Genomic DNA, 23659 nt, shown 5'->3' with positions numbered 1-23659 from the left:
CTGGTTGGGACGGGAAGCCGATAATTGTCCTACTTCGCAGGATTCAGGACAACCACCGTTCGCTATTGTCGTGATGAGCCTGGGCTATCTCGAGGCCTGCGGATAAGGCGCGAATCAAGGCCCGGCACCTGCCGCAACCAGTTGTGGTAGCGGGCCTGCCCGCCGAACATCCCGCGCCCGGCGCGGTCACACACTTCGCGGGTGGGTTTGCCCCCGCGCTTGTGTCATCATGCTCCGACCGCCGGTTAGTCCACCAAAGCCTCTATGAACAGACCCTACGCATTGCTGCTTGCCTTCGCCCTGCTCCAGGGCTGCCAGAGCCTGACCCCGCACAAGAGCGAGGATCAGCAAGCTGTTGCCGAAGCCGACAAGCCCGAGGCGAAAGCGCCTGTGGTGTATGGATCGTTCAAGCAGGACACACTCTACAGCCTGCTGGTGGCTGAGCTTGCCGGCCAGCGCAATCGCTTCGACATTGCCCTGGCCAACTATGTCGACCAGGCGCAAAAGACCCAGGATCCGGCCGTCTCCGAGCGCGCCTACCGCATCGCCGAGTACCTAGGAGCCGACGAACCGGCCCTCGACACCGCACTGATCTGGGCCCGCAACGACCCGCAGAGCCTCGACGCCCAGCGCGCCGCAGCGATCCAGCTGGCCCGTTCCGGGCGCTACGACGACGCCATGGCCTATATGGAGAAAGTGCTTCAGGGCCAGGGCGACACCCACTTCGACTTCCTCGCCCTGTCTGCCGCCGAAACCGACCAGAGCACCCGCGACGGGCTGATGCAAAGCTTCGATCGCCTGCTGGTCAAGTACCCGGACAACGGCCAGCTGGTCTTCGGCAAGGCCCTGCTGCTCAACCAGGACGGCAAGACCGAACAAGCACTCGAACTGCTCGAAAGCCACCCGCCACGCAATGGCGAAATTGCGCCGATCCTGCTGCGCGCGCGCCTGCTCCAGGCCCTGGACCGTGGCGACGAGGCCCTGCCACTGCTGCGCGGGGCGATTCGCGACAATCCGGACGACAAGCGCCTGCGCCTCACCTATGCGCGCACGCTGGTCGAGCAAGACCGCATCACCGACGCCAAGGCCGAGTTCGAGAACCTGCTGCAACAGTACCCGGATGACGACGAGCTGCGTTATTCGCTGGCCCTGGTGAGCATGGAGAACAAGAACTGGGACGAGGCCGAAGGCTATCTGCAGGAACTGGTCGAGCGCGACAGCAACGTCGACGCCGCGCACCTGAACCTCGGCCGCATTCGCGAAGAACGCAACCTGCCGGCAGCGGCCCTGCGCGAGTATGCGCTGGTCGGCCCAGGCCCGGACTACCTGGCCGCGCAATTGCGCCAAGCCGACATCCTGATCGCCAACGGCCGCAGCGCCGAGGCCTCGCGCCACCTGGCCGAAGCCCGCGAAGCACAGCCCGACTATGCGATCCAGCTCTACCTCATCGAGGCCGAGACCCTGGGTAACAATGGCAAGGAAGCCCAGGCCGACCAGGTACTGCAGCAGGCCATCAAGCGCTACCCCGACGACCTCAATCTGCTCTACACCCGCGCTATGCTGGCGGAGAAGCGCGACGACCTGCCGCAGATGGAAAAAGACCTGCGCGCCATCATCGCCCGCGAGCCGGAAAACGCCATGGCCCTCAACGCCCTGGGCTACACCCTGGCCGACCGCACCACACGCTATGGCGAAGCCAAAGCACTGATCGACAAAGCCCACCAGCTCACCCCGGACGATCCTGCGGTGCTCGACAGCCTGGGCTGGGTCAATTATCGCCTGGGCAACCTGGACGAGGCCGAACGCCTGTTGCGCCAGGCGCTGGAGCGCTTCCCCGACCATGAAGTCGCCGCCCATCTGGGCGAGGTGCTGTGGGCCAACGGCAAACGCCGCGAAGCACGCCAGGTCTGGGCCAAGGCCTTCGCCGAGCAGCCCGACAGCCCTATCCTGCGCAAGACCGTCCTGCGCCTGACCGGATCCGAGAACCTCTAAATCATGCGTTTGCGTCATCTCATCACCTTCGCCCTCATCGCCCTGCTCACCGGCTGCGCCGGTTTTGGCACCCGTGAAGCCGTCCAGGGCAAGGGCAGCCCGCAACAGTGGCGCGAACACAAGCAACAATTGAGCACCCTCGACGGCTGGCAGATCAACGGCAAGGTCGGCATCCGTGCCCCGCGTGACTCGGGCAGCGGTACGCTGTTCTGGCTGCAGCGCCAGGACTACTACGACATTCGCCTGGCAGGTCCTCTGGGTCGTGGCGCCGCACGCCTGACCGGCCGCCCCGGCGGCGTGGTGCTGGAAGTGGCCAACCAGGGTCGCTACGAAGCAGCGAACCCCGAAGCCTTGCTCGAAGAGCAACTCGGCTGGCGCCTGCCGGTGTCGCATCTGGTCTGGTGGGTCCGCGGCCTTCCGGCCCCCGACAGCAAGAGCCAGCTGACCCTCGATGGCGACAGCCGCCTGGCCCGCCTCACCCAGGACGGCTGGGAAGTCGAATACCTGAGCTACATCGAGCAGAACGGCTACTGGCTGCCCGAGCGCCTCAAGCTGCGCGGCGAAAACCTCGACGTCACCCTGGTGGTCAAGGACTGGCAACCCCGCCAGCTGGGACACTGATCCGATGCACAGGCTCACCCTGCCCGCCCCGGCCAAGCTCAACCTGTGGCTGCACATTACCGGCCGACGCGCCGACGGCTACCACGAGCTGGAAACCGTGTTCCAGTTCCTCGACCACGCCGACCAGTTGAGCTTCGAGCTGCGCGACGATGGCCTGATCCGCCTGAACACCGAGATCGCCGATGTCCCCCACGACAGCAACCTGATAGTGCGCGCAGCGCGCAAGCTGCAGGAACAGTCCGGCACGCAACTGGGTGTCGACATCTGGCTCGACAAGATCCTGCCCATGGGCGGCGGTATCGGTGGCGGCAGCTCCGATGCGGCCACTACCCTGCTCGCCCTGCACCATCTCTGGCAGCTCGACTGGCCGGTCGACCGCCTCGCTGCGCTGGGGCTGACACTGGGCGCAGATGTGCCGGTGTTCGTACGCGGTCACGCCGCCTTCGCCCAGGGTGTCGGCGAACAGCTGACCCCGGTTGATCCTGAAGAACCCTGGTATGTCGTGCTGGTGCCGCAAGTGTCTGTCAGCACAGCGGAAATTTTTTCGCATCCAGAGTTGACACGTGATTCCCTCCCCCTTAAGATGCGCCCCGTTCCCGAGGGAAACAGTCGAAATGACTGCCAACCGGTGGTAGAGCAACGTTATCCAGAAGTTCGCAATGCGCTGAATTCGCTGGGTAAATTTACGGAAGCTCGAATGACCGGCACTGGAAGTTGCGTGTTTGGGGCCTTCCCAAGCAAAGCCGAAGCTGATAGAGTTCTGGCCCTTCTTTCAGAGACCCAAACAGGGTTTGTGGCAAAAGGAAGCAATGTTTCGATGTTGCATCGCAAGCTGCAAGGTCTGATCAAGAAGTCGAGCGCATAAGCGTTCGCAGCAACAGATACAGGGGCGTCGCCAAGCGGTAAGGCAGCAGGTTTTGATCCTGCCATGCGTTGGTTCGAATCCAGCCGCCCCTGCCATTTTCCTTATACTCATCCAGGTTACCCTCAGCCTTCAGGTACTGCGCGTGTCCAAGATGATGGTCTTCACGGGGAATGCCAACCCCGATCTGGCTCGGCGTGTAGTACGTCAGCTGCATATCCCACTGGGTGATGTTTCTGTCGGTAAATTCTCCGACGGCGAAATCAGCACTGAGATTAATGAAAACGTCCGCGGTAAAGACGTCTTTATCATTCAGCCGACTTGCGCTCCGACCAACGATAATCTGATGGAACTGGTAGTGATGGCCGACGCCTTCCGCCGCTCCTCAGCTTCCCGAATCACCGCTGTGATTCCTTACTTCGGATACGCCCGCCAGGACCGCCGTCCGCGTTCGGCACGTGTAGCCATCAGCGCCAAAGTCGTCGCTGACATGCTCACTGTCGTGGGTATCGACCGTGTTCTCACCGTCGACCTGCACGCTGACCAGATCCAGGGGTTCTTCGATATTCCTGTCGACAACATCTACGGCTCGCCCGTACTGGTCGACGATATCGAAGACCAGCGTTTCGATAATCTCATGATCGTCTCCCCCGACATCGGTGGTGTGGTGCGTGCACGCGCCGTCGCCAAGTCGCTGGGCGTCGACCTGGGTATCATCGACAAGCGCCGCGAGAAAGCGAACCACTCCGAGGTGATGCATATCATCGGCGACGTCGAAGGACGCACCTGCATCCTGGTAGACGACATGGTCGACACCGCCGGCACTCTGTGCCACGCGGCCAAGGCCCTGAAAGACCACGGCGCTGCCAAGGTCTACGCCTATTGCACCCACCCGGTTCTGTCGGGTCGTGCGATCGAGAACATCGAGAAGTCGGTGCTCGACGAGCTGGTGGTGACCAACACCATCCCGCTGTCCGCCGCTGCTCAAGCCTGTGACCGTATCCGCCAGCTGGATATCGCACCGGTAGTCGCTGAGGCGGTCCGCCGCATCAGCAACGAAGAATCGATCAGCGCGATGTTCCGCTAAGCGGAACGCACGCTGACGAAAAGCGCCCCGCCCCGGCATCGATGTCGGGGCGGGGCTTTTTTGCCATCCCCGTCCGGCGCTGGTCGCAAACGCCCTCGGGGGGCTATTTTGGAGAAACAAAATGACTGATTTCACCCTGAACGCCAAAGTGCGTACTGACCTGGGGAAAGGTGCGAGCCGCCGCCTGCGTCACTCCGCCAACATCCCAGCCGTTGTCTACGGTGGTAACAAGGACGCCGAGTCCCTGACCATCCTGGCCAAGGAAATCACCAAGCTGTTCGAAGACGAGGCTGCCTTCAGCCACGTTCTGCAGCTGAACGTCGACGGCACCAAGCAAGACGTCATCGTCAAGGCCCTGCAGCGCCACCCGGCCAAAGGCTTCATCATGCACGCCGACTTCGTTCGCGTCGTTGCTGGCCAGAAGCTGACCGCCAAGGTTCCGGTTCACTTCGTTGGTGAAGAAGCCCCGATCAAGAAAGGCGGCGAGATCTCCCACGTAGAATCCGAGATCGAAGTTTCCTGCGAAGCCAAAGACCTGCCTGAGTTCATCGAAGTCGACCTGTCCAAGGCCGAAATCGGCACCATCATCCACCTGTCGGACCTGAAAGCTCCGAAAGGCGTAGAGTTCGTCGCTCTGGCCCACGGTGATGACAAAGCCGTTGCCAACGTTCACGCCCCACGCGTGTCCGCTGAAGCTGCTGAAGAAGGCGCTGCCGAGTAATCCACTCGCACGCCGGCGTTGATCGGGTTACAGTGCCGCGCGCACTGTAACCCACCAACTCCAAGGAAAGAGCCCCTGACGTGACCGCCATCCAGTTGATCGTTGGCCTGGGTAACCCCGGCCCCGAATACGAACAGACCCGGCATAACGCAGGGGCTCTTTTCGTTGAACGCATTGCCAGCGCCCAGCGCGTTTCGCTGTCTGCTGACAAAAAGTATTTTGGCCTGACGGCTAAGTTCAGCCATCAAGGCAACGATGTTCGCCTGCTGATTCCCACCACCTACATGAACCGCAGCGGCCAGTCCGTGGCGGCCTTGGCCAATTTCTTCCGCATCAAGCCGGAAGCGATCCTGGTGGCGCATGACGAACTCGACCTGCCTCCCGGCGTCGCCAAGCTCAAGCGTGGCGGCGGGCATGGCGGGCACAACGGCCTGCGCGACATCATCGCGCAGCTCGGCAACCAGAACGACTTCCACCGCCTGCGGCTTGGCATTGGCCACCCGGGCGACGCCAAACTGGTCTCCAACTTCGTCCTGGGCCGCGCGCCGCGCGCCGAGCAGGAGAAGCTCGACGCCAGCATCGATTTTGCCCTCGGCGTGCTGCCGGACGTACTGGCCGGCGACTTCGCCAAGGCCATGCGCGAACTGCACAGCCAGAAGGCCTGACTTTCTAGAAAGGGGAATTCCCATGGGTTTCAATTGCGGCATCGTCGGCCTGCCCAACGTCGGCAAGTCCACCCTGTTCAACGCCCTGACCAAATCCGGTATCGCGGCGGAGAACTTCCCCTTCTGCACCATCGAGCCGAACAGCGGCATCGTGCCAATGCCCGACGCACGCCTGGCGGCGCTGGCCGAGATCGTCAAGCCGAACCGCATCCTGCCGACCACCATGGAGTTCGTCGACATCGCGGGTCTGGTCGCCGGTGCTTCCAAGGGTGAAGGCCTGGGCAACAAGTTCCTCGCCAACATCCGCGAGACCGACGCCATCGCCCATGTAGTGCGCTGCTTCGAAGACGAGAACGTGATCCACGTCTCCAACAGCGTCGACCCCAAGCGCGACATCGAGATCATCGACCTCGAACTGATCTTCGCCGACCTCGACAGCTGCGAGAAGCAACTGCAGAAGGTCGCTCGCAACGCCAAGGGCGGCGACAAGGAAGCCCTCGCACAGAAGGCCTTGCTGGAAAAGCTGATCCCGCACTTCACCGAAGGCAAGCCTGCGCGCAGCCTGATGAAGCATATGGCTGACGACGAGAAGGCTGCCATCCGCGGCTTCCACCTGCTGACCAGCAAGCCGGTCATGTACATCGCCAACGTTGCCGAGGACGGCTTCGACAACAACCCGCACCTGGACGTGGTGAAAGCCATCGCCGAGGAAGAAGGCGCGGTCGTGGTGCCGGTGTGCAACAAGATCGAAGCGGAGATCGCCGAGCTGGAAGACGGTGAGGAGAAGGACATGTTCCTCGAGGCCCTGGGCCTTGAAGAACCCGGCCTGAACCGCGTGATTCGCGCCGGCTACGAGCTGCTCAACCTGCAGACCTACTTCACCGCCGGTGTACAGGAAGTGCGCGCCTGGACCGTCCGCGTCGGCGCCACCGCCCCGCAAGCCGCCGGTGTCATCCACACCGACTTCGAGAAAGGCTTCATCCGTGCCGAAGTGGTCGCCTATGACGACTTCATCCAGTTCAAGGGTGAAGGCGGTGCCAAGGAAGCCGGCAAATGGCGCCTGGAAGGCAAGGACTACATCGTCAAGGACGGTGATGTGATGCACTTCCGCTTCAACGTCTGATCGCGCTGCAGGAGCATTCGGTACGCCGTCTCACTCCGAGCCAATAAAAAACCGCGCCTTTGCGCGGTTTTTTATTGGCAATTGGAAGCCTCGATGGGCGAGGGGCCGCTAGGCGAACATCACGGCTACTGTTAATGCAGCTGGAATTGACAAGTCCAATCCGCCCGCTTTATCCCGCCGGCATCAACCACCATCATTGAATCAACCGCTCCACTGCCGACCATCGACGCAAGCAACACTGCGAGGGCTCGAACATGACCAGCATTCCCCGCGACACCCCGTCATCCGTCCGCAATCTTCAGGCACGCCTGGAGCCGGTCTTCTATGCCCTGCTGCGCGCTGTACTGGGCATCGTCATGTTCACCCACGGGCTGCCCAAGCTGCTGGGTGACTCACATGGCTCTATAGCCGATCCGATGGCCAGTTCGACCCACCTCATCGGCAACGTGATGGGCCTGCCGTTCGCCGCCGAACTGGCGTTTCTGGTGATGCTGCTGGAAACCGTCGGCGCGCTGATGCTCGTCGTCGGCGTGCTGACCCGGCCCGTTGCCCTGGCCATGGCCGCGGAGATGGTCGGGATCAGCTACGCCCTCGGTCCGACCTGGCCGTGGGTGGACCGGGGCATCGAATATCCGGTGATCCTCGGCAGCCTGGCGTTGTATATGGCCATCCGGGGCGGCGGACGCTTTGCCTTGGATCACAGGTTGTGGCACGGGCGCTAAGTGCAACGCGATCCGTTCAGGCGACGCTCGATCAGCCGTTGCGGAACAGGAAGCTGTAGGCGTTGAGTGCCGGCACACCGCCCAGGTGCGCATACAGCACCCGCGAACCTTCGGGGAATTCGCCATCGCGCACCATGCCGATCATCCCCGCCATCGACTTGCCCTCGTACACGGGGTCGGTCAGCACCCCCTCCAGCCGGCCACACAGGCGGATCGCCTCCAGCGTGCCCTCGTTCGGCAGCCCATATTCGGGGTAGGCGTAGCGGGTATCGAGCACCACATCGTCCTCGGTGATCTCGCGCCCCAGGTCCACCAGCTCGGCGGTGTGACGTGCGATGCGCAGGATCTGCGCCTTGGTCTGCTCCGGCTTGGCTGAAGCGTCGATGCCGATCACCCGCTGCGAGCGCCCATCGGCGGCAAAACCGACCACCATGCCCGCCTGAGTGCTGCCGGTAACCGAACACACCACGATGTAGTCGAACTTGAAGCCCAGCTCCGCCTCCTGCTGGCGTACTTCCTCGGCAAAGCCGACAAAGCCCAGCCCGCCGTAGGGGTGCTCGGAGCACCCTGCCGGAATCGGGAACGGCTTGCCGCCCTTGGCGCGGCTGTTCGATGCGGGCGTGATCAAAGGGGTGCATGCCCACGTCGATCCGAACGTGCTGCAGCAAGGCACCGTAGTACTCATCGGCGTGGTGCTGGATCGCTCCACCCCCGAGAGCTTCGCCGCGTTCGAAGCGGCCGCGCGCAACCTGCAGCAGGTGCTGGAATGCTGGCTGGTGGCGGGGGATGTGGACTACTTCCTGAAGATCCGCGTGCGTGACCTGCCGGCCTTCAACCAACTGCACAATACGCAGATCATCGCCCTTCCCGGAGTGCGGCAGGTGCGCACCTTCTTCGTGCTCAACGAGGTGAAGTCCGGGGGTTTCATCAATATCTGAGGCAATGCCACCTGCTTTGGTAAACCGTCCCTGAAAGGCATCCGTTCCTTCTTTTTCGAGCAGTGCCCCGACGCTCTAATGCCGACAGCGGTCCGTCGCAGACGCTCCGCTTCCCCCAGGAACGGAGCGTCCCATGCCACTTATCAACGCGTCCATGCAATTGCCAGGTCTGGCGGTGGCCTTGCTATACACAGGGCTCATCAGCGCACAGCCAGCCGATCCGCAGACCGAGACTCTGCAACTGGAACGCCGTGCCGCGCAGTGCGTGCCGCATCTGGAGAGTCTGGAGCGGCTGCTCATCGACAGCATCCATCGCCTGGAGCCCACCATGGGTGAAAGGCTGCGGCAGATTCCCGAAATCGAACGTCGTATAGCCCGCCTGCGCCAGCAGTTGGACCAGGAGCTCCAGGACTACGAAAAACTGCCGTGGCGCCCAGAGCACCGCATACGTCTGCAAGCGCTTGAAAACGAAATCTGGACCAATCAGAGCGCCATCCGTTCGACCCAGTTCGACGAGCGCAACCTGACGGTGATGAAACCGGCACTCAGCAGCACACGCCTGCAACAGAGCGCCGTACTCCAGCAACTGGACGCATTCACCGCCGCACGCCATGACTGTGAATCCCCCCAGCACAGCCCTCAGTGCTACGCCGAGGAGGTCGTGCCTCTGCACCCTCTGCTGCAGTCGGCACTCGACGACACCCATGCGCTGCTCAAAACGCTCTGGTCACAGCTCAGCAACATTGCCTTCTATTCGATGACATGGATAGACGACTGCGCGGCGACAGCCCCCTCGGGATTCGGCCGACAGCCATCCCCCGATTTCCAAACCCCCGCTAGATAGTTCTCCCAATCCACAGAAGAGGTCCACCGTGTCTGAATCTACCCCATTCATCAGCCGCAGAGCCCTGATCGAGAAAAACATCCGTAAGGAACTGACAACTCATGGCGCATCCCAACCGTTGAGCCTGCCAACCGTCCACAGCCCGCTCGTGACTCACTACGTGAACAGGATCGAGGGCTCCTACGACTCGTCGCGCGCCAGGATCGATACGGACCACGCCATCGACCTGCTCTACATCGCCTACAACACCACGCCCCAACGCAACGGCGACATCCGCGTCAAGATCAGCAGCATCATGAACAGCCTGATCAAAGCGCAGCAGGAGAGCGAACGCCAGATCAAGGCCGCCAGCAATGCCGCCAGCCGTCTCACCCGAAGGCTCAACCGCGGCCTGACCGGCTGGACCGCCGCCCAGACAAGCGGCGACATCACGCAGATCAAGCGCTTCGTCGGCAAAGAACTGATGGAGATGGCCAACGAGATCAAAAAATCGGCCATGGAGGTCAACGCGAACCTGCAAACCATCGTCGACCGCTACGATTGCATCATCAATGACACCAACGAAGTGACCGCCAGCAGCGAAATGGCCTTGAGCTTGACACTTGAGGCCAACGAAAAAATTCGTCAGGAAATTCTTCAGCACAAGGCTCGCAGCAAGGCACTGGAATCGCTGGTAGCCGACATGCAACAACAGGTCCAGCGCTACGAGGCGCTTGCCCGCGACTATGCAGCCCAAGCCAAGTCTTCCGAGGAGCGCGCCTTCTGGTCAGGCATGCTGCGTGGTGCGGCGCAGGTGGTATCGGCCGCCATGCCACTGGTGGCCATGGCCGCCAGCGGCGGCGGCTCGTCGCTGATCGCCGCCGCCTCAGTCGCTACCAGCGTCGGTAAAGGCGCCAACAGCGACACCACTGGCGATCTCATTCGCCTGAAGAAAGAACGCTCCGAGCAGCGCGCGGAACTGGCCCTGATACAGGAGGATGTGGAGAAACTGCAGACGTCGATCTCCGGTTATCAGAAGCAGAAAGGCCAGGAGAGCGACACCGGCAAGCTCAAGGCGCTGGAGAACCGGATCACCGAAGCCCAAGAGCTTCTGGCCAAGGCCAAGGTCAAGTACAACCTGGCCAAGGAGCACCTTGGAACACTGGATTCCGCGCTCCAGACGCTGGCCTCGGCTGCCGGTGAGATCAGCGATGCCAGCCGGGAACAAGCCGACAACCTGCGCCAGATGCAGCTGCATATGCTCGATAATGCCGACAAGTACGAAACCGCCCGGCGCGAACAGGCAGCCGAACTGGCGGAAGTCTCTGTGCTGATGGCAGGCAAAGGCAGCGAGCAGGAGATCATCGAGCTTGCCATCAGGTCACTGAACCTGAGCGTGAGCGCCCTCAAGCGCACCCGCGAAATCGTCGTGGAAATTGCGTTCTTCTTCCGCTCGTTCTGCGACTTCATGGAGATCATTCGCCAGGATGCCCAAGAGCAGATCGAAGAGTTCGAAGATGCCGAAGACATCGACTCGAGCCGCGACTACCTCTTCTCGCAATTGTGTGAGTCCACCGACGCATTCTTCATCAGCCAGACCGGGCAGTGGATCGCCGTCGGCATTGTCTCCGATCATTTCGCCCTGACGTTCAAGGACGGCTGTAGCAAGCTCAACACGCTGTCCGGAAAGTACATCACCAACGACGAACTGCCGGCCTATCTTACCGAGGCGGCGGGCAAGCTGGACATGATCGCAGCCGACCGCAATGCCGCCAGCCACGAGCGTCAGGTGTACCTGGAAAACTACCGTAGCGAACTCAACGCCGGTTAATGGCCTCCCGCCAGGGGCAAATAATCAGTTCATGATTTTCTGAACTGATTATTTGCCCCTGCCGATTTTTCCCCCTGACACGCCTCTCCAGAATCGCCTCACCACAATCACAATAACCGTGAGGCCACTCCCGTGGACCAGACCCTCCAGGTACGGCAAGCTGCCGCCGACCTCGTCGACGCCTTTGCCAGTAACGATACCGCCCGCTATTTCGCCTGTTTCAGCGAAGACGCCACGTTCCTGTTCCATACGCTGCCCCAACCGCTTCTGTCTCGCCGCGCCTATGAAGACCTTTGGGCCCAGTGGAAAGCCGACGGCTTTGCCGTGCTCGGCTGCACCTCGAGCAATGCCCACGTGAGCCTGCAGGGCGATCTGGCGATCTTCATGCACGACGTGGCCACACGCATTCGCATTGCCGAGCAGGAACAAGCGCTGAACGAGCGCGAGACCATCGTGTTCCGCCTGCAAGGCGAGCGCTGGCTGGCGTGCCATGAACACTTGTCGGTCGCCTCCTGCGCCTGACCTTCGACAACGGCCTTGCCGCACTGCCATCGCACTCACAACAAGGCCTGCCTCAGGCCAACAACACACGCGCTGGAGCACCACCATGAGCCACTCGACCGGTATCGAGACCAATGGCGTCGAACAGATCCCCGACGATCAACGCGACGCCACTCCCCTTGACCTTTTCCGCCTGATCTTCGGCGGCGCCAACACTTTCGCCACCGCCGTGCTCGGCAGCTTCCCGGTACTGTTCGGGCTGTCCTTCCAGGCGGGGCTGTGGGCGATCCTGCTCGGCGTCGGGGTCGGTTCGCTGATCCTTGCCCCCATGGGGCTGTTCGGCGCACTCAACGGCACCAACAACGCCGTCTCGTCCGGTGCGCATTTTGGCGTACACGGACGGATCGTCGGCTCGTTCCTGTCGCTGCTGACCGCCGTGGCGTTCTTTTCGTTGTCGGTGTGGAGCTCGGGCGATGCCCTGATCGGCGGCGCCAAGCGCCTGGTCGGGCTGCCCGAAACCGACCTCACCCTGGGTCTGGCCTATGGCCTGTTCGCAGTGCTGGTGCTGGTGGTATGCATCTTTGGTTTCCGCTTCATGTTGTGGGTCAACAAGGTTGCGGTATGGGCTTCAAGCCTGCTGTTCCTGCTCGGCGTCGCCGCCTTCGCCGGACCGTTCGACGCAAGCTTCGCCGGCAGCGTCAACCTCGGCCAGCCGGGCTTCTGGGCCGCCTTCGTTGGCGCCGCGATCCTCGCCATGAGCAACCCGGTGTCCTTCGGCGCGTTCCTCGGTGACTGGTCACGCTACATCCCGCGCCAGACCCCGAAATCGCGCATCATGCTGGCGGTGATCCTGGCCCAGGCCGCGACCCTGATCCCGTTCCTGTTCGGTCTGTGCACCGCTACCCTGGTGGCCAGCCAGGCGCCGGACTATATCGCCGCCAACAACTATGTCGGCGGCCTGCTGGCGATTTCGCCGACCTGGTTCTTCCTGCCGGTATGCCTGATTGCCGTGATCGGCGGCATGTCCACCGGCACCACCGCGCTGTACGGCACCGGGCTGGACATGTCCAGCGTGTTCCCGCGCCTGCTCAGCCGCGCGGCCGCCACCCTGCTGATCGGTGTGCTGGCGATCGCCTTCATCTTCATCGGCCGCTTCGCTTTCAACCTGGTGCAGAGCGTATCGACCTTCGCCGTGCTGATCATCACCTGCACCAGCCCGTGGATGGTGATCATGATCCTCGGCCTGATCACCCGCCGTGGCTTCTACCACGCCGACGACCTGCAGGTGTTCACCCGCGGCCAGCGTGGCGGCCACTACTGGTTCCTGCACGGCTGGAACTGGCGCGGCATGGGTGCCTGGATCCCCAGCGCCGCCGTGGGCCTGTGCTTCGTCAACCTGCCGGGACAGTTCGTCGGCCCGTTCGGTGACCTGGCTGGCGGCATCGACCTGAGCCTGCCGGTCACCCTCGGCATCGCCGGCGTGCTGTACCTGATCCTGCTCAACCTGTTCCCCGAACCTGCCGGTGTCTACGGCCCGCGCGGCCCGCGCTGGGTACGCTGCAAAGATGCTCCCGTGACACCCGTGACCACTGCCGAAATGGCCTGACTGGAATCCGACCATGACCACCCCCCACTACATCGACGGCCGCTGGGTCGAAGGCCAAGGCAACGACAGCATCAGCGTCTGCGATCCCTCTCTGGGCGTCCCGTTCGCCGAGCTGAAATCGGCCAGCAGCGCCCAGGTGGACGAGGCGGTGCAAGCCGCACGCCGTGCGCTGCCCACCTGGAAGAGCCGCCCCGCCGCTGAGCGCGCAGCCCTGTTGCGCGGATTTGCCGAACAGCTCGGTGCCCGCCGCGAGGAATTGATCGCGCTGCAGATGCGCAACAACGGCAAGCCACGGCACGAGGCCGAGATCGATCTGGACGACGCGGTGGCAACCTTCGCCTACTACGCCGAGCTCGCTGAACAACTGCCGCAGAAAAACTGCGACGTGCCCCTGGCCGCCCCAGGCTTTACCGCACGCACCCGCCTGGAAGCCGTCGGCGTGGTCGGCCTGATCGTGCCGTGGAACTTCCCGCTGGTGACCAGTGCCTGGAAGCTCGCCCCGGCCCTGGCCGCCGGCTGCACCGTGGTGCTCAAGCCCTCGGAGGTCACCCCACTGATCGAACAGGCCTACGGCCAGATCGCCGAGCAGTTGGGGCTGCCTGCCGGGGTGCTGAACATCGTCAACGGCAAGGCCGAGACCGGCGCGGCGCTGAGCGGCCACAACGGTCTGGACAAGCTGTCGTTCACCGGCAGCAATGCCGTCGGCAGCCAGGTCATGCGCAGCGCCGCCACGCAGTGCCGCCCAGTGACATTGGAGTTGGGCGGCAAGTCGGCGATCGTGGTCTTCGACGACTGCGATCCGGACCAGGCGGTAGAGTGGATTGTCGCCGGCATTACCTGGAACGCCGGGCAGATGTGCTCGGCCACCTCACGCCTGCTGGTGCAGGACGGTATCGCCGACACGCTGCTGCCACGCCTGCAGGCGGCGCTGGAGAAATTGCGCGTGGGCAATCCACTGGTCGAAGACGTCGAGATGGGCCCGCTGACCAGCCAGGCGCAATGGCTCAAGGTTGCCAGCTATTTCGCCAGGGCGCGTGAAGAAGGGTTGAAGTGCCTGGCCGGTGGCAAGGCGCTGGATGCCGAAGGTTGGTTCGTCAGTCCGACACTGTACGTCGATGTGCCCGAGACCAGCCGCTTGTGGGTCGAAGAGATTTTCGGCCCGGTGCTGTGCGCACGCCGGTTCACCACGGAAGAGCAAGCAATTGCCCAGGCCAACGACAGCCGCTTCGGCCTGGTGGCCACGGTCTGCTCGGCGGACCTCGAGCGCGCCGAACGCGTGGCCGATGCGCTGGAGGTCGGGCATGTGTGGATCAACTCGGTGCAGGCGGTGTTCGTCGAAACCTCGTGGGGCGGCACCAAGGGCAGCGGCATCGGGCGCGAGCTTGGGCCTTGGGGGTTGTCGGGGTATCTGTCGGTGAAGCACGTGACGCGGTGCGTAGGCTGAGGTCTCGGTAATGCAGTTGGGGCTGCCTTGCAGCCCATCGCGGGACCAGCCCGCTCCCACACTGATCGGGGCATGCCCAGAGGGTGGACGCATATCCCACTAAATCTGTGGAAGCGGGCTGGTCCCGCGATGGGCCGCAAAGCGGCCCCATTTGTGTCACACCGATTCGTCTGCCGCCCGCGTCCCTTCCTGCAGCAACACCATGCTCTGCGGCGACGACAGCGCGATACCTTCCTCGCGCAGGCGCCCGAGAATGGCAAACAGCAGGTCACTGCGTGCGCCCGACGCCTGCCGCGGCCCGGCCACGTAGCCACTGGCGCTGAGCACCATGCCGCTGGCGGTCAAATCCTTGAAGGTGACCGACGGCGCCGGAGCATCGAGGATCGCCTCGTGGTCGCGGTAAGCCTGCAGCAGCAGCTCGCGCACGTGGTTGGCATCGGTCTCCAGTGGCAGGGTCAAGGTCACACCGACCACACCCAGCGCATTGGCCATGGTCACGTTGCGCACGTTCTGCGAGATGAACTGCGAGTTGGGCACGATCACCGTCGAGCGATCGGACATCTGGATCTCGGTAGCACGCACGTTGATGCGCCGGATGTCACCCTCCACCCCCGCCAGGCTGACCCAGTCACCCACCTTCACCGGACGCTCGGTGAGCAGGATCAGGCCGGAGATGAAGTTCTGCACGATCTGCTGCAGACCGAAACCGATACCCACCGACAGCGCACTGACCACCCAGGTCAGGCTGGTCAGGTTGATGTGCAGGGTCGACATCACCAGCATGGCCAGGAACAGGAAGCCCAGGTAGCCAACCAACGTCACCAAAGAGGCACGCATGCCAGCGTCCATGTCGGTTTCCGGCAACAGACGCTCGCTCAGCCAGCGCTTGACCACACGAATGGCGAACAGCCCGCCGAGGAAGATCGCCAGCGCCAGGAAGATATCCTGGGGCACGATGTTCAGGTTGCCGAGGATCTTGCCACCGCTACCATCCCAGTCGGCCAGGCTCAGCAGCAGCTCGCCGGGGCTGGTGCCCGAAGGCATGAACGCCAGCAGCGCGGCGATGAACAGCAGTACGGTGCGACCGATACCGGCCAGCACCGTGCTGGCCTGGGCCTGGTGACGCTGCTGCAGGCCCAGCGCCGAGGCCAGCGCCAGGCCAGCAGGCTGACGCGGCGACAGCAAGGTTTCGCAGAGGTCGCCGAACACGGTCACCAGCAGGTAGGCGCACACCGCCACGACACTGATCCACAGCAGCTTGGCGGTCAGGAAGTAGGCCAGGGTGAGGTAGCCGGTGAGCAGCGCCAGCAGGATCGCGATGACCCACACCACCACCACGAAGGGGATCAGCCCCGCCAGGCCCGCCGGGCGCTCCAACCCGTGCTGGCGACGAGTGCGGCGATAGCGTACCAGTACGGCGACGAACAGCAGCGATACCACCAGCGCGGTCAGGCCGTTGGTGGCCAGGGTCAGTGCCAGGCTGGTGCCGATGACACTGTTGATCCGCTCCTGGGTCAGCAGCAGCACCAACGCCAGGGCCAGGGCCTGCGGGAACCAGCCCAGGGCGCTGGCCACTTCGTCGGGGATCGGCGGCAGGCGCCAGGACGGGCGCTGCAGCATCAGCATGGCGCGGCCCAGGCCCGAGATGAAGGCGCTGAACACCACCAGGGTGAGGACATGATTGGTCAGGCTGGCAAGGTCCGGCCCTACCTCGGCACTGCTTTCCAGGCCCCAGCGCAGCAACGACACGGAACCGGCGATGGTCGCCAGGGTGGCCAACGCCACGCCCAGGGCCAGGGCACTGCGGCGCAACCGGCCTTCGGGCAGCCAGCGGATCATCGCGTCGGCCAGCAGGCGCTCGAGCACCTTGCGCACCAAGGTCCAGACCAGCACGGCAGCCACCAGCGCGCTGATGAACAACCAGCGGTGCTCGGCGCTGAGGGCACTGGCCACAGCATCTGCCGCCTCACCGCGCAGGTCGCGCAGGCGCGCCACGTCTTCATCGGTAGGACGGATCAGGCTCGACCAGAACGCCGGGCTCAGCGGGCTGGCGGCGCGGCTGGTGATCTGCGAGTTGAACAGGCTGCGGCGCAGGTTGACGATCTGCGTAGACAGGTCACGCGCCGACTGGGTGAGCTGGGTAGCTTCGGTCTGCTCGGCCACCAGGGTCTTTTTCTGCTTGCCCAGTTGCTGGCGCTGGCGCGTCAGGCTCTCGGCCTCCTCGGGCTGCACCGGCCCCAGCACATTGAGCTGATCATCCAGCCGGGCGACATCCGCCGTACGCTGCGTGGCCAGGGCATCGGCCTGGCGCTGCACCTGCAGCGCCGACTGACGCAGTTGCGAGAGCAGGTCGTCATTGGCATTGCTGGTCACGCCCTGGCGGATCTGGTCGAGCCGGTCGCTCAGCTGATCCAGGCTGGCATCTTCGTCCAGCACCTGCTGTTCGGCAGCGGCCAGGCTCGATACCGGGGTGGCCGGTGCCGACCAGGCGGGCGTGGCCACCCACAGCAACAAGGCCAAAATCCCCACGTAAAAACGCTCAAGGCTTACACGCCTCATCGAAATACCCTCTATACAACTCGACAGGCGGAGGATTCTACGCTGCCGCGGCGATCAGGTGATGACCGTTTCTCGCGCCAGCAACAGACGCTTGCGTTCCACACCCCAGCGATAACCACTGATATCCCCATCACGCCGCACCACTCGGTGGCAGGGGATCGCCACGGCAATGCGGTTGGCCGCGCAGGCCAGGGCGACGGCACGCACCGCCTTGGGGGCGCCGATGCGCTCGGCGATATCGCTGTAGCTGACCCGGCCGCCCGCCGGCACCTCGCGCAGTGCCTGCCAGACGCGCTCCTGGAACGCGGTGCCCTGTACATCGAGGGGCAGTTGCAGCCCCAGCGACGGTTGCTCGACAAAACCCACCACCTCGGCAACCAAGCGCTCGAAATCGGGGTCACCCCCGATGAAATGGGCCTTGGGGAACTGGTCCTGCAGTTGTTCGAGCAGCGTTTGCGGGTCATCGCCAAGCAGGATGGCGCAGATGCCGCGCTCGCTTTGCGCCACCAGGATCGCCCCGAGAAAGCACTGGCCAAGGGCAAAACGGATGGTCGCGCCCACACCGCCAGCCCGGTACTCACGCGGCTGCATGCCCAGGCGCTGGCCCGCGCTGGCATAGAAGCGGCTGTTGGAGTTGTAGCCCGCGTCGTAGATCGCATCGGTGACGCTGCCTGCCTGCTCCAGCCCTTCACGCAAGCGCCGGGCACGGAAGGCCGACGCATAGGCCTTGGGCGTGAGGCCAGTTTCGGCCTTGAACAAGCGGTGCAGGTGGAAGGGGCTGACACCCAGTTCGGCGCCAAGCTGCTCAAGTTGAGGAGCGCTGTCGTGGGATTCGATCAGCCGGCAGGCACGCGCGACCAGCGCGGTACGCTTGGCGCCAGGGTCGACGAGGGTTGCCGTGCAGCGTTTGCAAGGGCGGTAGCCGGCGGCTTCAGCGGCGGCGCCATCATCGAAGAACTCGACATTTTCGCGCTTGGCCATCCGCGACTTGCAGCCGGGCTGGCAATAGATGCCCGTGGTGCGCACGGCATAGACGAAGTGACCGGCCGCTTGTGGATCGCGGGCCTGGACGGCCTGCCAGCGGGCGGCATCGGTGTTGTAGGGGGTGGCTGGCATGGGCGGGGCCTCTGGGGTGATTGGCTGTCAGGGTGGCAGGTTCTCTTGGAGCGGGCTCTCCGGTTCTTGCGGGGCTATTTTGTGCTGATCTTTTCGCGGGCAAGCCCGCTCCTACAAGAGACAGCGCGCCCATGCAGGAGCGGGCTTGCCCGCGAAAAGGCCCCCACCTCAAGCCCGCCAGAGATACCAGGCCGCCACCGTCCGATACGGGCTCCACACCCCACCCAGCGAGCGCATCTGCGCCGGTGTCGGTGCCCTCTCCAACCCCTTCAGACGACGGTATCCCTCGCGTACCCCGAAGTCATCCACCGGCAGGATGTCCGAACGCTCCAGGCTGTAGATCAGCAACATCTCCACGGTCCAGCGCCCCACGCCACGCAAGGCCACCAGCCGCTCGATCAGCGCCTCATCCTTCATCGCCAGCGCTTCCTCGCGCCCGGGCACAGCCCCGTCGAGACGGGCCTGGGCGATGTGCAGGATGCTCGCCAGCTTGCTCGCCGAGAAGCCACAACCGCGCAACACCTCGGGGTCGGTGGCGAGCAACTGCTCCGGCGCAGGAAACGCCACCTGCGGATACAACGCCAGCAAGCGCCCGAGTATCGCCTCGGCCGCCCGGGCATGCAGTTGCTGGTACGCCACCGCCCGCACCAGCGCCTCGAACGGCTCACGCCCAGGCGTAGCGCGGTGCAGGCACGGCCCGACCGCGGCGATATGCCGGGCCCAGTCCGGGTCCAGCCCGCTGAGGAAGTCGATCGCCTGCTGATAGGCGTGCGGCGAGAGATCGGCATGGATCATGGCACGTTACCCGTGGAATGAACTGAAAGCCCCATGTTAGACCAACCGTTCATCGCCAGATCGCCGAATCTTGCGCGACAAATTCCTGGTATGCCATTGCTCCAACAGCATTGCCCCGCATAGAATTGAGAACTATTCACACTCACTCCCCCACTCTTTCCTCGCAACCAGGGCCGCAGCCACGATGCAGATGAACGACATGCTCAAGCCTGCCGAAATCGATCTGCTCTACCAGACCCACCATGCCTGGCTACGCGGCTGGTTGCGGGCCCGGGTCGGCTGTCGGGAGCATGCCGCGGACCTCGCCCAGGACACCTTCGTGCGCCTGCTGCGCGCGCGTCAGGTTTCGCCGCTGAAAGAGCCCCGCGCCTACCTCAGCAGTATCGCCCGCGGCCTGATGATCGATCAGTTCCGGCGCCGCGCACTGGAACGCGCCTATCAGGAAAGCCTGGCCTGCCTGCCCGAAAGCGATGCGCCCAGCGAGGAGCATCGCCTGGTGATCCTCGACACCCTCGAACGCCTCGACCGCGCCCTGCACCTGCTCAAACCCCGGGTGCGCCAGGCGTTCCTGCTGGCCCAGCTCGATGGCCTGAGCATCCCGCAGATCGCCATGCGCCTGGAGGTGTCCCGGGCCACGGTCGAGCGCGACCTGGCCCGGGCGCTGGGCACCTGCTATCGGTTGCGCTATGCCGACGCCTGAGCGCATCCCGGCCCAGGCCCAGGTCGACGAGGCGATCGACTGGCTGGTGAAACTGCGCTTCGACGATCCATCGGCGCACCACCAGCAGCAATTCCAGCACTGGCTGCACAGCCATCCGCACAACGCCCTGGCCTGGCAGCGGGTCAACAGCCTGGGCAACGAACTGGCCGGCCTGCCCCCCGACCTGAGCCGACGCACCCTCGAGGGCAGCCAGCGGCAACGCATGAGCCGGCGAGACAACCTCAAGCTGCTGGTCGGATTCGCGGTTGCCGGGGGGGCTCTCTGGACCGCGCGCGAGCCCCTGGGCCTGCCCGCGCTGATGGCCGACAGCCGCACCGCCACCGGCGAGCGCCGCGACCTGCAAGGCAGCGACGGCAGCCGCATCCAGCTCAACACCGCCAGCGCCATCGACCTGCGCTACAGCGCCGACCAGCGCCTGCTGACACTGATTCGCGGCGAGGTCAGCCTGGACAGCAACGCCAGCGACAACCGCACCTTCCACATCGACACCGCCATCGCCGACATGGACACCCGCAACGGCCAGTTGCTGCTGCGCGAGAACGACGACGGCCTGCTGTTGGCGGTTCGCCGTGGCGAGGTGCTGCTGTTCCCCTCCTCCGCTCGCCCACGGTGGGTGAAGACCGGCGAGGTGCTGCAGGTAAGTGCCTCGGGGCTAACCGAGGTGGCGACCCTGCATGGCGACCCGTGGGGCTGGACCGATGGCGTTCTCAGTGTGCAGCAGATGCCACTGGGCGAGTTCGTGGCCGAGCTTTCGCGGTATCGGCCGGGGCTGCTCAGATGCGCACCGGAGGTCGCCGGGCTGAAGGTCTCGGGGACTTATCAACTGGCAGACATCGATCAGATCCTGCTGTTGATCGCACGAACCCTGCCGGTGCGCATCGACTACCGCACGCGCTACTGGGTGAGCATCGACCTGGCCTGACCCTGGGACGTTTGGCCAGTCAACATGCATCGACGAAAATAAATGAGGTGGAATCTCATTCTCGTCCGGCCTGAAGGAACAAAGCCCGAAAAGTGGTCTCCCCCAACCTTCAGGAGCGCTTCATGATTCGCCCGTGTTCCCCCCGCAACGACAGGCTGCGCAATGCCATACACGCCGCTGCCTTCGGCCTGGGCCTTGCCAGCGCCACGCTCTCGGCCCAAGCTTTCGCCGCCACGGCAGGCCAAAACCAGCAGCTCGCCTGGAACATCCCGGCCGGCCCGTTGGCCCCAGCGCTGGACCAGGTGGCCCGCCAGGGCGGCCTGAACCTGTCGTTCGACGCGAACAGCCTCCAGGGCAAGACCACCCGTGGCGTGCAAGGCAGCTACGACAGCGCCCAGGCCCTGTCGATCCTGGTGCAGGGCAGCAACGTGCAAGTTCAGCAACAGAGCGACAAGAGCTTCATGCTGATCCCGGCGCTGGACGTCGGTGATGCACTCGAGCTTGGTGCCACCAGCATTTCCAGCGACCGCCTGGGCGAGACCACCGAGAACACCGGCTCCTACACCACCGGCGCGGTGACCATCGGCAAGACTCCGCAAAGCATCCGCCGCACCCCGCAGTCGGTGACCGTGGTCACCCGCCAGCGCATCGACGACCAGAACATCACCAACCTCACCAACCTGCTCGAGCAGACCCCGGGCGTGGTGGTCAACCTGACCGACAGCGAGCGCGTGCAGTATTACTCGCGCGGCTACTCGATCGACGCCATCCAGTACGACGGCGCCACCGTGGTGCAGAGCAGCGGCGGCGGCTCGTTCATCCAGAGCGACTCGGCGATCATCGACCGCGCCGAGATCCTGCGCGGGGCCACCGGCATGCTGCGCGGGGCGGGCAACCCTTCGGGCACGGTGAACCTGGTGCGCAAGCGCCCGACCTACGAATACCAGGGCAGCGGCAGCATTACCCTGGGCACCTGGAACGCCCAGCGCTATGTCGCCGACATCTCCGGGCCATTGACCGAAACCGGCAACGTGCGTGGGCGGATCATCGCCGTGCACGACGACAAGGACCACTTCCAGGAGTCGCGCCAGGAACGCAAGGACGTACTGTACGGCGTACTGGCCTTCGACCTGAACGACAGCACCACCCTCACCACCGGCCTTGAATGGACCAAGCTCGACGCCACCGGCGCCTGGGGCAACCTGCCCGCCAACTACGACGGCTCGCCGCTGCCGTTTGGCCGCAGCACCTACCTGGGTGCCGACTGGAACCGCTGGAACCGCAGCAACCTGCAAACCTTCGCCGAGCTCGAACATCGTTTCGACAACGACTGGAAGCTCAAGCTGATGGCCCAGCGCACCCACTTCGAGTTGGCCGACGATGGTTTCAAGCAGACCTACTTCACCCGCGCCACCGGCGCCGCCAACCCCACCAACAACCCGTACCTGATGAGCTACCAGGTCACCGAAGGCGATGGCGGCGAGAGCCTGCAGAACAACCTGAGCGCGACCCTCAATGGCCCGTTCGACCTGCTGGGCCGCACCCACGAGCTGATGCTGGGCGTCGAGCGCATCCGCAACGATTCCTACGCCTCGGCCACCAACAACGTTCAGTCGGGGGTGTTCGACATCCGCAACTGGGACCCCAAGACCAGCCTGGCCAACCCGCCTATCAACATCCTCGCCCACCCGGTGCGCACCCGCACCACCCAGGAAGGCGCCTACGCCACCTGGCGCATTTCCCTGGCCGACCCGCTCACCGCGATCATCGGCGCGCGCACCAACTGGTACGACTATGAGCAGGAAAACAACACCCGCTCCAACGGCAAGTTCAGTGTCGACAACGAAGTGGTGCCCTACGCGGCGCTGATCTATGACCTCAACGACAACTTCAGCACGTACGCCAGCTATACCGAGATCTTCAACCCGCAGACCGCCACCGACGCCACTGGCTCGGTGCTCGCGCCGGTCACCGGCGAGGCCTACGAGACTGGCATCAAGGGCGAGTTCTATGACGGACGGCTGAATACCTCGCTGGCGTTCTTCCGCATCTATCAGGTCGGCAACCCGCTGGACGACATCAGCGGGCCAAATCCCTGCCCACCCAACTACACCAGTGGCTACTGCAAGGTTGCGGCCGGCAAGAACCGCAGCCAGGGCTTCGAACTGGAGATTTCCGGCGAAGTGCTGCCGGGCTGGAACGTGACCGGTGGCTACACCTACAACACCACCGAGTACCTGAAGGACACCACCAGCAACACCGGCAATGCGATCCGCACCACCGACCCCAAGCGCATGCTGCGGCTGTTCACCAGCTACCGCCTGCCGGGTGAGCTGGACGCCTGGACCATTGGTGGTGGCGTGCAGGCCCAGAGCGACATCTACAACCGCAGCGGCACTGCGGTCGCCACACAGTCGGGGTATGCGGTGTACAACGCGATGGTCAACTACCGTTTCAACGACCACTACTCGTTGCAGGTCAACGCCAACAACATCTTCGACAAGCAGTACTACCGCCAGGTGGCACCGACACCGACCGGCTACTACTGGGGCGATCCGCGCAATGTGTCGGTGACCTTGCGCGGGAGCTTCTGATCGCCTCGACCTGAAT

The 23659-nt window shown here is 64.0% G+C and carries 20 protein-coding genes, 1 tRNA gene and 1 pseudogene; 18 read left to right on the top strand and 4 right to left on the bottom strand.

Annotation, left to right across the window (positions count from 1 at the left end):
• The first annotated feature begins 264 nt into the window (after positions 1 to 264).
• The 9 genes from HU748_RS22535 to HU748_RS22495 all read left to right on the top strand — a co-directional run bounded on the left by HU748_RS22535 (position 265) and on the right by HU748_RS22495 (position 7793).
• The gene (locus HU748_RS22535) at positions 265 to 1992 is read left to right on the top strand and encodes a tetratricopeptide repeat protein (protein WP_186667644.1); all 1728 of its coding nucleotides are present in this window, start codon (positions 265 to 267) and stop codon (positions 1990 to 1992) included.
• A gap of 3 nt (positions 1993 to 1995) precedes the next feature.
• Positions 1996 to 2613, top strand: coding sequence for a lipoprotein insertase outer membrane protein LolB (gene lolB, locus HU748_RS22530; protein WP_186667643.1), 618 nt, complete (start codon positions 1996 to 1998; stop codon positions 2611 to 2613).
• Between the two features lie 4 nt (positions 2614 to 2617).
• Positions 2618 to 3478, top strand: coding sequence for a 4-(cytidine 5'-diphospho)-2-C-methyl-D-erythritol kinase (gene ispE / locus HU748_RS22525; protein WP_186667642.1), 861 nt, complete (start codon positions 2618 to 2620; stop codon positions 3476 to 3478).
• 20 nt (positions 3479 to 3498) lie between these two features.
• Positions 3499 to 3573, top strand: a tRNA-Gln gene (locus tag HU748_RS22520).
• 47 nt (positions 3574 to 3620) lie between these two features.
• Entirely contained in the window at positions 3621 to 4562 is a 942-nt protein-coding gene (locus HU748_RS22515; RefSeq protein WP_029614333.1) for a ribose-phosphate pyrophosphokinase, read from the top strand.
• 121 nt (positions 4563 to 4683) lie between these two features.
• Positions 4684 to 5283: a 50S ribosomal protein L25/general stress protein Ctc gene (locus HU748_RS22510; RefSeq protein WP_186667641.1), complete on the top strand. Its 600-nt coding sequence runs from the start codon at positions 4684 to 4686 to the stop codon at positions 5281 to 5283.
• A gap of 80 nt (positions 5284 to 5363) precedes the next feature.
• A complete protein-coding gene (pth, locus tag HU748_RS22505) occupies positions 5364 to 5948 on the top strand; it encodes an aminoacyl-tRNA hydrolase (protein ID WP_054894616.1) in 585 nt (194 codons plus the stop codon).
• A gap of 22 nt (positions 5949 to 5970) precedes the next feature.
• Positions 5971 to 7071, top strand: a complete 1101-nt coding sequence (ychF, locus tag HU748_RS22500; RefSeq protein WP_186667640.1) for a redox-regulated ATPase YchF — start codon at positions 5971 to 5973, stop codon at positions 7069 to 7071.
• Positions 7072 to 7325: 254 nt separating this feature from the next.
• Positions 7326 to 7793: a DoxX family protein gene (locus HU748_RS22495; protein ID WP_186721992.1), complete on the top strand. Its 468-nt coding sequence runs from the start codon at positions 7326 to 7328 to the stop codon at positions 7791 to 7793.
• A 31-nt stretch (positions 7794 to 7824) separates the two neighbouring features.
• On the opposite strand, the pseudogene HU748_RS22490 reads toward HU748_RS22495, so the two are convergent.
• Positions 7825 to 8388, bottom strand: a pseudogene (locus HU748_RS22490) (pyridoxal-phosphate dependent enzyme); the annotation flags it as partial.
• Positions 8389 to 8413: 25 nt separating this feature from the next.
• Between HU748_RS22490 and HU748_RS22485 the strand changes: the two are divergent.
• From HU748_RS22485 to HU748_RS22460, 6 genes are all read left to right on the top strand, one after another.
• Positions 8414 to 8731 (top strand): Lrp/AsnC ligand binding domain-containing protein, encoded by a 318-nt coding sequence (locus tag HU748_RS22485; protein WP_346655482.1) that lies wholly within the window; start codon positions 8414 to 8416, stop codon positions 8729 to 8731.
• 133 nt (positions 8732 to 8864) lie between these two features.
• Positions 8865 to 9575, top strand: a complete 711-nt coding sequence (locus HU748_RS22480) for a hypothetical protein (protein WP_186711637.1) — start codon at positions 8865 to 8867, stop codon at positions 9573 to 9575.
• 160 nt (positions 9576 to 9735) lie between these two features.
• Positions 9736 to 11385 carry a hypothetical protein gene (locus HU748_RS22475; protein ID WP_186721990.1) on the top strand — a complete coding sequence of 550 codons (1650 nt, stop codon included), beginning with the start codon at positions 9736 to 9738 and terminating at the stop codon, positions 11383 to 11385.
• Between the two features lie 132 nt (positions 11386 to 11517).
• Positions 11518 to 11907 carry a nuclear transport factor 2 family protein gene (locus HU748_RS22470; protein ID WP_186711635.1) on the top strand — a complete coding sequence of 130 codons (390 nt, stop codon included), beginning with the start codon at positions 11518 to 11520 and terminating at the stop codon, positions 11905 to 11907.
• Positions 11908 to 11992: 85 nt separating this feature from the next.
• On the top strand, positions 11993 to 13492 hold the full coding sequence (locus HU748_RS22465) for a cytosine permease (RefSeq protein ID WP_186721988.1): 1500 nt from the start codon (positions 11993 to 11995) through the stop codon (positions 13490 to 13492).
• 13 nt (positions 13493 to 13505) lie between these two features.
• Positions 13506 to 14936, top strand: coding sequence for an aldehyde dehydrogenase family protein (locus HU748_RS22460; RefSeq protein ID WP_186721986.1), 1431 nt, complete (start codon positions 13506 to 13508; stop codon positions 14934 to 14936).
• 156 nt (positions 14937 to 15092) lie between these two features.
• Here HU748_RS22460 and HU748_RS22455 read toward each other — a convergent pair whose 3' ends face one another.
• From HU748_RS22455 to HU748_RS22445, 3 genes are all read right to left on the bottom strand, one after another.
• A complete protein-coding gene (locus HU748_RS22455; RefSeq protein WP_186721985.1) occupies positions 15093 to 17495 on the bottom strand; it encodes a DUF3772 domain-containing protein in 2403 nt (800 codons plus the stop codon).
• 54 nt (positions 17496 to 17549) lie between these two features.
• Positions 17550 to 18611 carry a bifunctional DNA-binding transcriptional regulator/O6-methylguanine-DNA methyltransferase Ada gene (gene ada / locus HU748_RS22450; protein ID WP_186711627.1) on the bottom strand — a complete coding sequence of 354 codons (1062 nt, stop codon included), beginning with the start codon at positions 18609 to 18611 and terminating at the stop codon, positions 17550 to 17552.
• A gap of 168 nt (positions 18612 to 18779) precedes the next feature.
• Positions 18780 to 19406 (bottom strand): DNA-3-methyladenine glycosylase, encoded by a 627-nt coding sequence (locus HU748_RS22445; protein ID WP_186667631.1) that lies wholly within the window; start codon positions 19404 to 19406, stop codon positions 18780 to 18782.
• Between the two features lie 184 nt (positions 19407 to 19590).
• Between HU748_RS22445 and HU748_RS22440 the strand changes: the two genes are divergently transcribed.
• The 3 genes from HU748_RS22440 to HU748_RS22430 all read left to right on the top strand — a co-directional run bounded on the left by HU748_RS22440 (position 19591) and on the right by HU748_RS22430 (position 23643).
• The gene (locus HU748_RS22440; RefSeq protein ID WP_186721984.1) at positions 19591 to 20106 is read left to right on the top strand and encodes a sigma-70 family RNA polymerase sigma factor; all 516 of its coding nucleotides are present in this window, start codon (positions 19591 to 19593) and stop codon (positions 20104 to 20106) included.
• Positions 20093 to 21049 carry a FecR domain-containing protein gene (locus tag HU748_RS22435; protein ID WP_186667629.1) on the top strand — a complete coding sequence of 319 codons (957 nt, stop codon included), beginning with the start codon at positions 20093 to 20095 and terminating at the stop codon, positions 21047 to 21049. The genes HU748_RS22440 and HU748_RS22435 overlap by 14 nt, the downstream gene beginning before the upstream one ends.
• A gap of 122 nt (positions 21050 to 21171) precedes the next feature.
• Positions 21172 to 23643 carry a TonB-dependent receptor gene (locus HU748_RS22430; protein WP_186721983.1) on the top strand — a complete coding sequence of 824 codons (2472 nt, stop codon included), beginning with the start codon at positions 21172 to 21174 and terminating at the stop codon, positions 23641 to 23643.
• Positions 23644 to 23659: the final 16 nt, after the last annotated feature.

The organism is Pseudomonas sp. RW3S2, assembly GCF_014268955.1.
In the GTDB taxonomy this organism is placed as follows: Bacteria; Pseudomonadota; Gammaproteobacteria; order Pseudomonadales; family Pseudomonadaceae; genus Aquipseudomonas; species Aquipseudomonas wayambapalatensis.
Note: the sequence above shows the minus strand (reverse complement) of the source record. Positions and strands in the feature narration are given on the sequence as shown.